The organism is Acidovorax sp. JMULE5, from assembly GCF_013376875.1.
GTDB classification, from domain to species: Bacteria; Pseudomonadota; Gammaproteobacteria; order Burkholderiales; family Burkholderiaceae_C; genus Acidovorax; species Acidovorax facilis.
In genome coordinates this window covers 3,360,689-3,373,506 of the sequence record NZ_CP035951.1, presented here as the reverse complement: position 1 = coordinate 3,373,506, position 12,818 = coordinate 3,360,689, and the positions used below count along the sequence as shown (strand labels likewise).

Genomic DNA, 12,818 nt, shown 5'->3' with positions numbered 1-12,818 from the left:
TCAATGGGAGTCGGTATGGACAGAGTCATCGTGTATGTAGACGACGCGGTTTATGCGCAGCAGGTGCTGGCACCTTTGTTCGCGCGCGACGCGGCCGCCAGAACACAATGGGTGCTGGTGGCCTGCGCGCCCCGGATGACCCACCGCATCAGCAAGTGGGTGAGCCACAGCGCCCGTGAAAACTGGCGCGCCAAGTGGGCTGACAAGCTGTTTGCCCAGATCCTTCCCGCGTTGCGGGTGCCCACAGACAGAGTGACCACCGTACTGGCCAAGGGGCCGCTGGCGGAGCTGACCGATCAGCTGCAGGCTGCAGGCGCCTCCGCGGCCCAGGTGGTAGATGCGCGCCGGCCCAAGACGGATATGGCACAAGAGCCTGCGCCTGTGCGCCCGGACAAAGGCTGGTCGCCAATGCCAGGAACGCTGGGCAGCCTGCTCACGGGTTGCGGAGCGTTGTGGATGCTGGCTTTCGAATAGGCAGTCAGCGCAGGGGCTGATTGCCAGGGGCTTGGCTCCCGCTTTGCGCATTTCTTGGTTCCCCCGGCCGGTGCTATTCTCCGGCCATGAAACTCCTCCTGAAATGGCTTCTCAGCGCTGCATCGCTGCTGTTTGTGGCCTATGTCTACAGCGGTGTGGAAGTGCAGAGCTTCACCTCCGCGCTGATCGCGGCCTTTGTCATTGGCCTGTTCAACGTGGTGTTGCGGCCCGTGCTGGTGGTGCTGACGCTGCCGGTCACCATCGTCACCGTCGGCCTTTTTCTCTTCGTCATCAACGCGCTCATGTTCTGGGCCGCCGCCAGCGTACTGGACGGGTTCCACGTCAATGGCTTCGGCGCGGCGCTGCTCGGGTCGCTGATCTATTCGCTGCTGGGTGTGCTGATTGAATCAGCGCTCGGCGGCCTGTTCGCGAAGAAGTAATTCCACCGCGCGCAGCCGGGTGTCGATGATGGACGCTTCAATGTGGTCCACCTGCGGTCCACCCCGCCGTGCCAGATCCTGGCCCGCCTTGAAGCGGTCTACCGCAGCCGCATAGTCATAGCGCGCGGCGTGGGCCTCTGCCTCGGCGCGCACTGCGCGCAGTGCCTGGCCTTGAGCCTGCCAGGTGGACGCCAAAAGCTGCCACGCCGTCGCATCCCGGGGGTGCGTGGCCACCCAGGTTTGCAGGGCGCTGGTTCCTTCACCAGCGCGCCCGGCGCGCAGCAAGGCCTGTGTGCGCAAAACCAGTTCAGGGCGCCGGTTGCTGCTGCTGCCGCTGCTGGTGTTGTTCGCATCGGCAGCCAGTGCGTTGACAGCGGCAGCGGCGTCACCAGCGGCCAGTTCGATCTCGGCGGCGAGCAGCTTTGCAAGCCGGTGGGCAGCGGCATCATTGCGCACCAAGTCTTCCAGCTTCTTTGCGGCAGCGCGTGCACCTGCAGCGTCTCGAAGCTGGTTGCTGCCCAGCGCAGCCGCGTACAGCACGCCCACGCGCCGGGAGGCGGGCAGGGCTGCAAAACCGGAACCTTGCGGCTCGGCAATCCACTGGCGCAAGGTGTCCACGCCGGGGTTGGCCAATACCCGGGCACGTGCTGCAACCATTGCGTGTTCCAGGGTCGATGGCACTGTGGTCGCAGCGGCAGCCTCTCCGGGCGGAAGGCGCGAATGCATGTCTGCCATGCGCTCGGTGGTCAGTGGGTGGCTGCGGAGATACGGCCACGAGCCGTTGTCGTTGAGCCGGTTGGCCTGCTGGAGCTTGTCGAACATGCTGACAAAGCCCTGCGGTGCAAACCCGGCGGGGGCCATCAGGCCATAGCCAATGCGGTCTGCCTCGCGCTCCATGTCGCGCGAAAAGTTCAGCTGGTTCTGCATGGCCAGCGCCTGCCCCCCTACCACCAGCGCCTGCGTGGCACCAGGGTTCTTGCTGGCCGCCAGGGCGCCCAGAATCATCGCCCCCAGCAGCAGAGGCGTCTGCTTGCTTTGCTGGGTGATCAGGCGCGAGATGTGGCGCTGGGTGACGTGGCTGAGCTCGTGGGCCAGCACCGAGGCCAGCTCGTCGCGGGTGGTAACGACCCCGATCAGGCCAAGGTGCACGCCCAGGTAACCGCCCGGCAGCGCAAACGCGTTCACGGTGCGGTCACGCCCCAGCAGGATCTCCCACGCGAAGCGCTCATCCAGCTCCGGCGAGAGCTCCCCACGCGCCTTGGCGGCAGCCATCAAAGGGCGCCAGATACCTTGCACATAGTCGGCAATGACGGGGTCGTCGATGTAGTCGGGGTCTCTGTAGAGTTCGCGGATGATGCGGTCACCCAGGCGTCGCTCGGCGCTGGTGGTGAGGTCGCTGGGGTCGCCGAGGGTGGGCAAGGCCGTCTGGGCACTCGCCACTGGTGCGTACAAAATGCTGTTTGCTATAAAAAATATAGCTGTTAGCGATTTCTGGATAAGCGCTACAAGCCATTTTTGTTGAAATTTTTGCACGAAGGTCCTTTGTCCACCCTCAGGGCCATGCACATGCGTTGCCCTGTACGACTAACGCCTTATGATGCCTTCGCCCCAAAAACGTTTCGCTCCATTGTCCATGTCCACCCCCGCCTCACCCCTCACCCACTTCGACGCCCAAGGCCAAGCCCACATGGTGGACGTTGGCGCCAAGCCCGCCACCCACCGCGTGGCCGTCGCCACCGGCCGCATCGAGATGCAGCCGGAAACCTTGGCCTTGATCGAATCTGGGACCGCCAAAAAAGGCGACGTGCTGGGAATTGCTCGCATTGCAGGGATCATGGCTGCCAAAAGGACGAGTGATTTGATTCCGTTGTGTCATCCGTTGGCGCTCACCCGCGTGGCTATTGAATTTGAAGCGACTAGCACCCGTCAGATGGGCGCTATCGGCATATTTTGCTCTGCTACGGTAGAAACTGTGGGTCCCACCGGCGTGGAGATGGAAGCCCTCACCGCGGTCCAGGTAGCCTTGCTCGCCATCTATGACATGTGCAAGGCCGTTGACCGGGGCATGTCCATCCACGATGTGCGCGTGGTGGAAAAGCATGGCGGCAAATCGGGGAGTTTTGTGGTTGGCGTGGCGGGCTGAGTTGTTACCGAGGCATTCGCGCCATCAGAAAAATCCATCAACGCGGGCGTAAGACACGGGCAAGGCAGATGCTTTGTGAAGCAAAACTACCCAATCAGAGCTACGCCCCGCTGTCAGCGGCAGCCAGAGCAGATCGGACTCAGGGGATTTAGCGGCTCGTACTGCAGCGTCTATTCGTTCTGCATCTGCTGGACGATTTGCTCTCAAGACGGCTAGTGAACGCCCCGCCTTCAGCACTTCCGGAACCGACAGATCATATGTTTGCCACCAGTCCGGCCGCAGCGAAGGCTCCAGCCCTTTCAGTGACAGGTCGATGCTTTCCATCATCTCCTGATTGTCTTTGGGTTGCCGGATGCCTACGAGTACTGGCCCCGTCCAGGGGAGCTTATGAAGGCCCTTGACTGCAAGCTCCAGCTGGGCGGGGTTGATTTCCGACGCCGAAACCAAGCGGATCCGGTCCACCTCGAACACCAAGCGTACTGGCCGGGTGTCCGTCACGGTGCTCATTCCGTAGGTCAGCGCTGCAACCTGCACCAAACCGACTAGTGACATGTCTAGGGTCAGTTCTTTTGCCGACTTGGCTGGATTCCACAACACCAGGGTCAGCAACGGTCCGCACACCACGTCCACCCCTATTACCAACCAAAACAGTTCACGGCCTGACACGATTTCATAGAACGGCCAGGGATACCAAACATAAAAAACCAGAACTGCGGCCAGCGTCGCTACCAAGATGGTCACGAGCAAGTGTGTGGCCGCAGCCTTCAAGGCTGCCCGGTAGCGAATGCGCATGGGAGAAAAATAGGCCAGCATCAAACGTAAAGAATACAAACCCCTATAAACCACAGCCGCATATTAGAGTGGATAACGGCAATTGGCCGGTACGTAGCGGAAGGCGGACGTCAAGGCCACTCCACAACCCCACACTACAGGAGCTCTTGCGGCTAGCGGTGCAGAAGGGACCGCCGCGTTACTCACCGTACCGCTGCCGGGGGTCAGAACCAGCGGAGTCCCCAATACTGAACCCACGCCACCCCCAAAGCTGATCGTAATGCGGCCTTCGGGCAATACGGGCGCGGCGACATCGGCGATGGCGCCAATGGCAATCGAGGTGACATGTGTGCCTGGGGTGTATTGGAAACCATAACTGCCCGCCACCGGGGCACCCGTGCCGGGGTAGGGCAAGATGCCACCGCTCGGCACTGTAAAGAACGAATCCACCACCGCCGTCTTGGCCGTGCCTGCCAGGCTAAGGCCTTCCGTCACCCGGGCACGAATGGTGTAGTCTTGATACATGGGCAGAGCCACCGCCGCCAAAATGCCGATGATGGCTACCACGATCATTAACTCGATCAAAGTGAATCCCGATTGAAGGTGCTTTTTCATGCCTTCTTCCTCCATACAGCCGAAGTAGCACTTGACTTGAATGAGTGACGAATGAAAGTACAGCGGCATTCAAATGTGTTTCGCCAAAAAAAAGGCCGCACAAGGCGGCCTCTCTCATCTCGTCAATATTAGAGATTGTTAAAGCGGCAGTTTGCCGGAACATACTTAAAAGATGCGGTGGCAGCAATGCCGCAACCCCACACAACTGGAGCACCTGATACCAAAACGGCAGACGGCACGGCGGAATTGGTGACTGTGCCAGAGCCGGGGGTCAGCACCAGTGGGTTGCCCAAAGTGGTGCCAAGGGTGCCGGCGTAAGTAATGGTGATCCGACCAGAAGTTGCTGTGGGCGCAGCGACGGCAGTTTCCGCAATCGCAATCGTCGCCACATTGGTGCCGGCGGTATATTGATACCCATAAGTTGTGTTGCCAAGCGCGGGAGCGGTAATCGGACCGACGCCTACATAGGCTTCAATAGTACCTTGCGTGGTATTCGCAAATGTTTCCGCAACTGCCGTCTTCGCGGCCGATGCCAAGCTCAGGCCTTCAGAAACCTTGGCGCGGATGGTGTAGTCTTGGTACGCAGGCAGCGCCACAGCAGCCAGAATACCGATGATGGCTACAACGATCATCAGTTCGATGAGTGTGAAACCCTTTTGCAGATTACGCTTCATAAGAAACTCCTTGGAGGTCGATTGCAATTAACAACCTGCAGAAGAATTCTCCAGGTGTGATCTGGATACAGCATTTCTCGTGCCAGCTGGATGCTCCTGCAGGCACCGGTCTCTACCCTCCATGAACCCGACTCGCTGTATGGTTACATGCGTCAATATCCGGCTGCAGCAGACCATAAGTGACATTTTTGTCCCGTCACGACTGTCGCTAAGTGCATATTTGGTTGCAAGCTGTGCGGGATTTGTCATTGAGGCAGAGCGGCCCACGAGAGGGCGGTGGCGCGAACAACGCTGGCTACAAGGTGAATTCCTGCCCTGCCTGTAACCACTGAATGCTGAATGGGGAACTCTCGTCCGAAGGTTTGGCGGCCTCGTCTGCGAGCAGCTTGCGTATCTCGCCCATGATGACTTCCGTTTCAGCCGGCTTGGTGTGGGTGATGTACACCTGACAGCCCAGCTGTTCGCACAAGCGCAGTTCTGCCAGCAGCGTCTGTGGCGACAGGTGCAAGCTACGCCGGGCCAGTGCGCTTTCACGTTCGCTGAATGCGGTTTCCATGACGAGCATGGAAATGGGCAGCTGGTTCACACGCTCCCAGAAGGCCGGGTTTCGTTCAGTGTCGCCGCTGAAGACCCACCATCCTTTGAGTCCCTGAACGGCGTAGCCCACGGCGGGCACGGTGTGGACGGCCGGAAGGGCCTCCACGACCACTCCAGCGGTGGTGCATTGTTCGCCCACATTGAGCGGACAAAACCGCATGAATGGATAGTCTGCCGACGGGATGCACGAGAAGTCGGGCCAGATGATATTGTTGAAGATGTGTGTGCGCAGCACCTCAATGGTCGGCGGCAAAGCGTGAATGTGTACAGGGGCTTGGCGAAGCGACGACACGGCATCGAGCATCAGCGGCAGCGCTGCAATGTGGTCCAGGTGTGAATGCGTAAGAAACACGTGGTCGATTTTGCGCATCTCGTCCAGTGTCAGGTCGCCCACGCCTGTACCGGCATCGACCAAAATGTTGTCGTCGATAAGGAACGAAGTGGTCCGGCAATCTTTGGCGATGGCTCCGGAGCAGCCCAGCACACGAACCTTCATGGGCCAACCTGTCTATTTGGTGTCGAAATTGGTGGCGCCGTCCCATCCGGGGTTGACGCTCTGCCCTTGCAAGGTTTGTACTCGGGCGGCATACAGTTCGTAGAGGGCGGAGGGCGCGGCGGTTTGCTGTAAGTTCACCAGCAGTTTGCCGCATTGTGCCCAGTCCTGGGCGCAATAGGCCTCCAGGAAGTGTTTCCATATGGACAATTCCTCCAATTTGTGCGGCATTCCGGTCTGCAGCGGGGCAACTGGCGAATAGATAGCCACAGCCTGGGCTTTGCCCTTGACGCGCACCAGGTCCAGCTCTTGCCAGATGAAATCCGGTGCCTGGGCATGGGTGGATTCACTCACCACGGTACGCACGCCATAGTGCTTGGACAGGCCTTCCAGGCGAGACCCCAAGTTCACCGCGTCGCCGATGACCGTGTAACTGCGCCGGATGTCCGAGCCCATGTCGCCCACGCACATGGTGCCGGTGTTAAGCCCTATGCCAATACCGATTTCCGGAAGCCCGCGCTCTCGGTGCAACAGGTTGATCTGCTCAACCGCACGCTCCATGTCCAGCGCTGCCTGCACTGCGAGTTGCGCGTGTTCTGCGGTGGGGACCGGCGCTCCCCAAAACGCCATGACGCAGTCCCCCATGTACTTGTCGATGGTGCCCCTGTGGCTGCGAATGATGTGGGTCAACTGGCTGAACACGTCGTTGAGCAGGGCTTGCAGCTGCAGGGGCTCCATCTGCTCTGACATGGCGGTGAACCCCCGCATGTCGCAGAACATGACGGTCAGTTCGCGGCTGGTGGCCTGCATGCTGTAGTTTTCGGGCTGCTTGACCATCTCGTCCACCAACTCGGGTGGCACGTAAGTGCCAAACAGCGCAGCCAGTTCCCGCTTGGATCGGCTTTCCACAAAGTAGCCGTAGACCATGTTGAGCGCGAATGCGAGCACTGCCGTCACGATCACGGTCGCCAGTGGCATCGCCAGGCCGTGGGCGAGGTAGAGCCAGAGGTTGAGGCTCGCAAGAGCCGCAACGACCCCAAGGCTAAGAAGCACCGCCGAGGTGGCTGACAGCGCGGGCAGGGCAACGGCGAGTAAAACACCTGTGCAGAGTAGTTGTGCCGCGTCAAAGCCCACCGCGTAGTCGGGTCGCACGATGCTTTTGCCGTCGAGAAAGGCGGACAGCATATTGGCGTGGGTTTCCACGCCGGGATAGGTGCGGCCGACGGGGGTCACACGCAGGTCGAGCAGGCCGGGGGTTGTCGAACCCACCAGAACCAATTGGCCTTGCAGGTTGTTGGCTGGCAGTTTGCCCTCCAGAACGTCTGACGCGGACACGTAGCGGAATGACCCGCCATTTACATCACCAGGGCCGCGGAAGGGGATCAAGGTTGCAAGCCGTGTGTCCACCGGTAGCGCGAAATCGCGGCCATCCTGGCGTAGCACGATGCTCTGGAGTATGTCGTGCTTCCCTTCTGGATTGGCGTGGGCGTAGTGGGGATGGATTTCCGGCTGGTCGAGCAGGGTACGGTACATCGCCAAGGCCAAGGATTCGTAGTACTTTCCCTGATGCTCCGCCAGCAAGGGGAGAGATCGGACGACGCCATCGTCATCGGTGATGGAGTTGAAGAAGCCCGCAGCGGGCACGGCGTGCGCCAGCTCTTCAATATTGCTGCCGTAACCTCCCCAGGTGGTTGCCAGCAACGGTAGGCCGCGAAGTCTTTCTGCGGGCAAGACGGGGGCTGGCAAAACACCTTTTGTTCTCCCGTCCCGGTCACTGGTGAAGTAGTAGCCTAGAACCGCAGGTCGGCCTTGCAGAGCGTGGGCAAAGAGTGCGTCGTAGTCAAGAGTGGGAGTCAGGCGCGCCAGTTGTTCCTTGAAGCCCGTCTGCGCACGCAAAGGCCCTTTGGCCAAACGCTCCAGGTTTGCGAGACCCGAGCTTCCGTCTGCTTCCGCGAAGAGGACGTCAAACCCCACCAGCGCGACCTGTTGTCGTTCAAACAGCTCCTGCGTCAAAGCAGCAAGCTTGTCCCGTCCCCAAGGCCAATGCCCCACCCTATCAAGGCTTTTTTCGTCAATATCAACGATGACGATACGCCCATCCAGCGTACGCGGCATGGTCGCACGCAGCCGGGTGTCGTAGATGATGTTTTCGAGCCGCTCCAGCACCTGGAGATGAAGGGCGCCTGAAATGTGCAGCAGTGCAAACGCTAACGGAATCAGGGTGACTGCCGTGCGGCGAGCGTGCCGTCGGAACAGATGCAAAAGTCTGGATTGCATGGGTTCCGGCGACAAGGTCGGCAGATGAATTGCCAGATGGGGCGCGAGGCCCGGGTGCGGCCGTCAGCTTTGTTCGAACTGCATTTCCGTACCTGCCAACTCCAGCCGATCACCGTGTTTGAGAGGTACAGGAGATGTGCCGATGGAGGCGCCATTGAGCAGAGGCATGTCGGGGCCCTCGACATGGGCCAGTACAAAGCCCTGATGCCGCTTGGTTATGGAAGCTACGGCAACGCCGGGTTTGCCGATGGTGGTAACCACCTTCTGCAGCGACACTTCCCGTCCCGCAGCAGCACCAGACATTACACGGATGACCCCGGAGATGGGCGGGGCAGTGGCAGCACCCAGCGGGGCAGGCCGGGAGGCCGTGCCCAAGGGGGGCACCATTCCCGGTTTGAAGATCATGGTCTTCTCGAAGTTTTGCCCTTCAGCCTCGTGCAGGAAACGGATCTTGTACTTGCCCACCTCAACGGTATCGCCATTGCGCAATTCTTGGCGCTTGACAGCCTTGGCGTTGACGTAGGTGCCGTTGGTGCTCCCCAGGTCTTCAATTTCCACATCCTGGCCTGCCATGTGAATGACGGCATGTTCGCCGCTCACGGCGAGGTTATCGATCACGATGTCGTTGTAAGGGCGGCGGCCGAGCGTAGTGCGCTCTTTGGTCAGTTGCACTTCCTTGATGACAACCCCGTCGATTGAAACGATCATTCTGGGCATGATCCACTCCTGATGTGATGAGTAATTGTTGTAGTCGGCGCCACTTACGCGGCCCCTAGCAATCGGGACATAAGGCCGCGTTTCTTGCCCCCCGCAGCCGCTTGCACCAGCAGTACGCTGACGTTATCACGCCCACCGTTCGCATTGGCGGTGTCGATGAGCAATGTGGCTTTTTCCTCCAAAGGCAGTGGTGTTCGCACCAGCTCCGCCAAGTCTGAGTCAGCGACCATGTCCGTGAGGCCGTCTGAACACATCAGGAACAAGTCATTGGGGGTCACCTGAAACTCGTTGACTTCCATCATGACATTGGGCTCTACGCCCAGCGCACGGGTAACGAGATTGCGGTTGGACGACAGCGCGGCTTGCTGCGCTGTGAGCAGTCCGGCATCCACCTGTTCCTGGAGCCAGGAGTGGTCACGTGTGATCTGTTGCAGGGTGCCATCGCGCAGGCGATAGCAGCGGGAGTCGCCAATATGCCCGAGGATGAGGCGGCTGCCATGGAAAACCCCGACCACCAGCGTGGTGCCCATTCCTGCATATTGGGGGTTGGAAAGCGAGGCACCGAGGATGGCATGGTTGGCGTTCTCGACGCAGATCTCCAGGGCTCGCCGCACGTCGGTCGATTGGGGGGTGCTGCCGGCTTGCCCCAACCAGCGGGCCATCTCGGTGCGGATGAACGTGGTGGCCATGCCGCTTGCCACTTCACCAGCGTTGTATCCGCCCATGCCATCAGCGAGGATGGCGACCTGAGCATCCCGGTCGACCGCCACCGCATCTTCGTTGTTGGTGCGCACGCGGCCTTTGTCGGTGCGTGCGAAAAATTCGTAGGTCATGGATGTTGGGGCGAGCGTCATCGGGCGCCTGAAATCGGCGGGGATGCCGCGCCCCGCCCAGCGGGTTGCTCCATCACGCTTCTCTGAAAATCCGCCATTTCATGCCCTGTTGCATCGCGGTCCGCATCATAGACGACTGCTCCCGGCTCCGGCGATCCCGCCTGTCCGGCTGCCACGCCCGCCTGCCGCAGGTCGGCGGCAAATTGCCGGCCCGTCTGGTACCGGGCTTCCGGGCGTTTCTGAAGGGCCTGGGCCACCACGCGTGCCACGGCGGGGGAAAGCTCGGGGCGCAGCTGCCGAATGTCGGGCGCCTCCGTGTTGGCGATTTTGTGCATCAGTTCCGTCATCGACTCCCCGCGCAGCGGCAGCGAGCCCGTCAGCAGCTGAAACAACGTGACACCCAATGAGTAGAGGTCTGAACGGCCATCCACCTTCTTGCCCGCGAGTTGTTCCGGTGACATGAAACTCGGGGTCCCCAGAACCAGTCCTGTGCGTGTCTTGCTGGAATCCGTGATGCGTGCAATGCCAAAATCCGTCACCTTCACGGCATCCGTGGCGGCGTCGAACATGATGTTGGCAGGCTTGATGTCGCGGTGCACCACGTTGTGCGCGTGGGCGTAGTCCAGCGCCTCGGCAACGCGCGCTCCGATGGAAAGCACCGTGGCCACCGGCAGAAGCTGCCCGGCGCGGCAGGCCTGCGCCAGGTCTGCGCCCTTGAGGAACTCCATGGCGATGTAGGCCAGATCGTGTTCCTCGCCGGCATCAAAGATCGTCACGATGCAGGGGTGCTGCAGGCGCCCCGCTGTTTCTGCCTCGCGAAAGAACCGGGCTCTGGCATCGATGAGTGCGTCGCCCTCGAACTCTTCGCCGAGCGCCAGGGTCTTGATGGCAACCACGCGTCCAATCTTTGGGTCTCTTCCCAGGTAGACCACGCCCATCGCCCCTTTGCCAATCTCCCTGTCTATCTGATAGCGGCCCAGCATCGGTATGCCGGTTGCGGCATCACCTGGCAGGCGCGGCGCTGGGGTGGGAGGAATCGATGCGGGTGTGCTGGACGGGGCGCCAGTTTTCTTTTGCAAGTGCGCCCGCACACGCTTGTACCGTGCATGGGCATCCTTGTATCCCCTGTTGTGCTGCAGGATGTGCTTGTAGACGGACTTGGCCTTGGCAAAGTTGCGCTTGCGCTCAAAGTCCTGAGCCAGGTGGTACAGGTTGTCCATCAGGGCATCACTGGGCGGCACTCTGCGCAAGCGCTCGAAGGCCATGTCCAATTGGCCCTGCCCTTGCAGCGCAAGCCCCATCATGCGATCGGTTTCGGCGGTTTCCGCTGATGGGGGTGTACCTCTTGCGCCGAGCTTGCCCAGCACGGCAAAGGCTGTGATGCCTCCCAACAAAGCCAGCACGCCGGGCGCCAAAGGAATCCAGAGCCCTGCGTAACGCAGCAGGCCCCACTCAGTGGCGGCGAGCAGGAGCAGGAGCCCTGCGCCCAGCACTCCACCGGCTGGACGAGAGAGTCTCGGAAGGACCAGCGCAACAAAGAGCAATGCTCCCAGTGCGCTGCCCCAGGACGCCGTCCATGCCCACTCAGGTCGTTGCACCCCGAGGCCCAGCCTTATGGCGGACAGCGTTTGCGCCAGTACCTCCACGGGATACATCGTGCGCGTGCTGGACTGGACCCACGGGGTGACCAGCGCGTTGCTTGTCTCACCCACCAGTACCACTTTGTCCTTGAAGTCCTGCGGCGGAATCTTGCCGCTGGATACCTGGGCAAAAGACACCACAGGGAATGCGGAGGCACCGTCCGGCGCTGCGTGAAATCGCGGGTGCATCACCGCCGAACCGTCGGTCACAACGTGCAGCCCACCCATGCGAATGCCTTGAGGCTCCGTCTGAACCCCCAGTTCGTTTTGGCCCAGATGCAGACTGTGCCTCGCCGCGAGCAAGGCCAAGGAGGGCACGCCGACGTCGTCGTACCGCAGCAGAAGGGGGATGCCGCGAAGGTGACCATCTTCGTCCAGGGCGACCGAAAGATGACCGACGCCTGCCGCCATCGAACCGATCCCAGCGACCGGGTTCTGCGCCGATGTGGCGGGGATCGCAAAGCTCGCAGGGTTCGGCAAAACGCTGCGGTGCGCATAGGCGGGCAGCGGTGTGCGGGCACCGCCCGCCAGGGTGTAGCGCGAAGCCAGGAAAACGTTGCCGGCCCGTTGGATGCTGGCGGCCAGGCGCGCGTCAGAATCCAGAGCCTTCTCCGCCTCGTCTACGGTGCGGCTCAACTCCGTCGCCAGCGGGGATGTGTCCCCCGCCCGCGCCATCGTGTCCCGCATTTTGCGAAGGTAGGCAAGGCCACGGTCGGACTGGGGTTCGGCAAAAGACGGGGTCAGGACAATGGTCTTGGCGCCGGCCGCCGAAAGCTGGTCGATCAGCTTGGCGTAGACATCCCGTGACCAGGGGCCGTTGCCAAAGCTTTCCAGGGTGGCATCGTCGATGCCGATGATGGCAATTTCAGGCAGCGGGGCTGGCGTGTGGATGCTGGTCGCGGCGTCATACACGCGGTACTCCAGCCACTGGAACACACCCGTGGCTGCGCTCAGTGCAACCAGCACCGCCGCAGCCAATGCGCCCCGCAAACCATCGGTACGCCACATGCCAAGCCACCGCCCCGAGGTTGTTCGTCCCACTTGCTGATATTCCACTCTCTGTATTGAGAGCTGTTCAAAGCAATATTTAAGCCGGGGCTGCAGGGGGCTTGGTGTGACCCCCAACCGCGTTCGACGGGTGGTT

General features: G+C 61.0%; 12 protein-coding genes. 3 read left to right on the top strand and 9 right to left on the bottom strand.

Annotation, left to right across the window (positions count from 1 at the left end):
• Positions 1-15: 15 nt before the first annotated feature.
• Complete coding sequence (locus tag EXV95_RS15395) at positions 16-474, top strand: hypothetical protein (RefSeq protein ID WP_176887515.1); 459 nt, start codon at positions 16-18, stop codon at positions 472-474.
• Positions 475-560: 86 nt separating this feature from the next.
• Positions 561-914, top strand: a complete 354-nt coding sequence (locus EXV95_RS15390; RefSeq protein WP_055394559.1) for a phage holin family protein — start codon at positions 561-563, stop codon at positions 912-914.
• Here EXV95_RS15390 and EXV95_RS15385 read toward each other — a convergent pair.
• Positions 882-2,411: a M48 family metalloprotease gene (locus tag EXV95_RS15385; RefSeq protein ID WP_370460272.1), complete on the bottom strand. Its 1,530-nt coding sequence runs from the start codon at positions 2,409-2,411 to the stop codon at positions 882-884. The genes EXV95_RS15390 and EXV95_RS15385 overlap by 33 nt on opposite strands.
• A gap of 136 nt (positions 2,412-2,547) precedes the next feature.
• Between EXV95_RS15385 and moaC the strand changes: the two genes are divergently transcribed.
• Complete coding sequence (moaC, locus tag EXV95_RS15380) at positions 2,548-3,057, top strand: cyclic pyranopterin monophosphate synthase MoaC (protein ID WP_176887514.1); 510 nt, start codon at positions 2,548-2,550, stop codon at positions 3,055-3,057.
• Between the two features lie 24 nt (positions 3,058-3,081).
• Here moaC and tfpZ read toward each other — a convergent pair whose 3' ends face one another.
• The 8 genes from tfpZ to EXV95_RS15340 form a co-directional block, all read right to left on the bottom strand.
• Positions 3,082-3,849, bottom strand: a complete 768-nt coding sequence (gene tfpZ, locus EXV95_RS15375; RefSeq protein WP_255484753.1) for a TfpX/TfpZ family type IV pilin accessory protein — start codon at positions 3,847-3,849, stop codon at positions 3,082-3,084.
• 63 nt (positions 3,850-3,912) lie between these two features.
• Positions 3,913-4,443, bottom strand: coding sequence for a pilin (locus tag EXV95_RS15370; protein WP_176887513.1), 531 nt, complete (start codon positions 4,441-4,443; stop codon positions 3,913-3,915).
• A 128-nt stretch (positions 4,444-4,571) separates the two neighbouring features.
• On the bottom strand, positions 4,572-5,117 hold the full coding sequence (locus EXV95_RS15365; RefSeq protein WP_176887512.1) for a pilin: 546 nt from the start codon (positions 5,115-5,117) through the stop codon (positions 4,572-4,574).
• Between the two features lie 295 nt (positions 5,118-5,412).
• Complete coding sequence (locus EXV95_RS15360; protein ID WP_176887511.1) at positions 5,413-6,210, bottom strand: 3',5'-cyclic-nucleotide phosphodiesterase; 798 nt, start codon at positions 6,208-6,210, stop codon at positions 5,413-5,415.
• 12 nt (positions 6,211-6,222) lie between these two features.
• Positions 6,223-8,484, bottom strand: coding sequence for a CHASE2 domain-containing protein (locus EXV95_RS15355; protein ID WP_176887510.1), 2,262 nt, complete (start codon positions 8,482-8,484; stop codon positions 6,223-6,225).
• Positions 8,485-8,547: 63 nt separating this feature from the next.
• On the bottom strand, positions 8,548-9,201 hold the full coding sequence (locus EXV95_RS15350) for an FHA domain-containing protein (RefSeq protein WP_121421579.1): 654 nt from the start codon (positions 9,199-9,201) through the stop codon (positions 8,548-8,550).
• 44 nt (positions 9,202-9,245) lie between these two features.
• Complete coding sequence (locus tag EXV95_RS15345; RefSeq protein ID WP_176887509.1) at positions 9,246-10,034, bottom strand: Stp1/IreP family PP2C-type Ser/Thr phosphatase; 789 nt, start codon at positions 10,032-10,034, stop codon at positions 9,246-9,248.
• A gap of 17 nt (positions 10,035-10,051) precedes the next feature.
• Complete coding sequence (locus EXV95_RS15340) at positions 10,052-12,682, bottom strand: CHASE2 domain-containing serine/threonine-protein kinase (RefSeq protein WP_176887508.1); 2,631 nt, start codon at positions 12,680-12,682, stop codon at positions 10,052-10,054.
• Positions 12,683-12,818 lie beyond the last annotated feature (136 nt).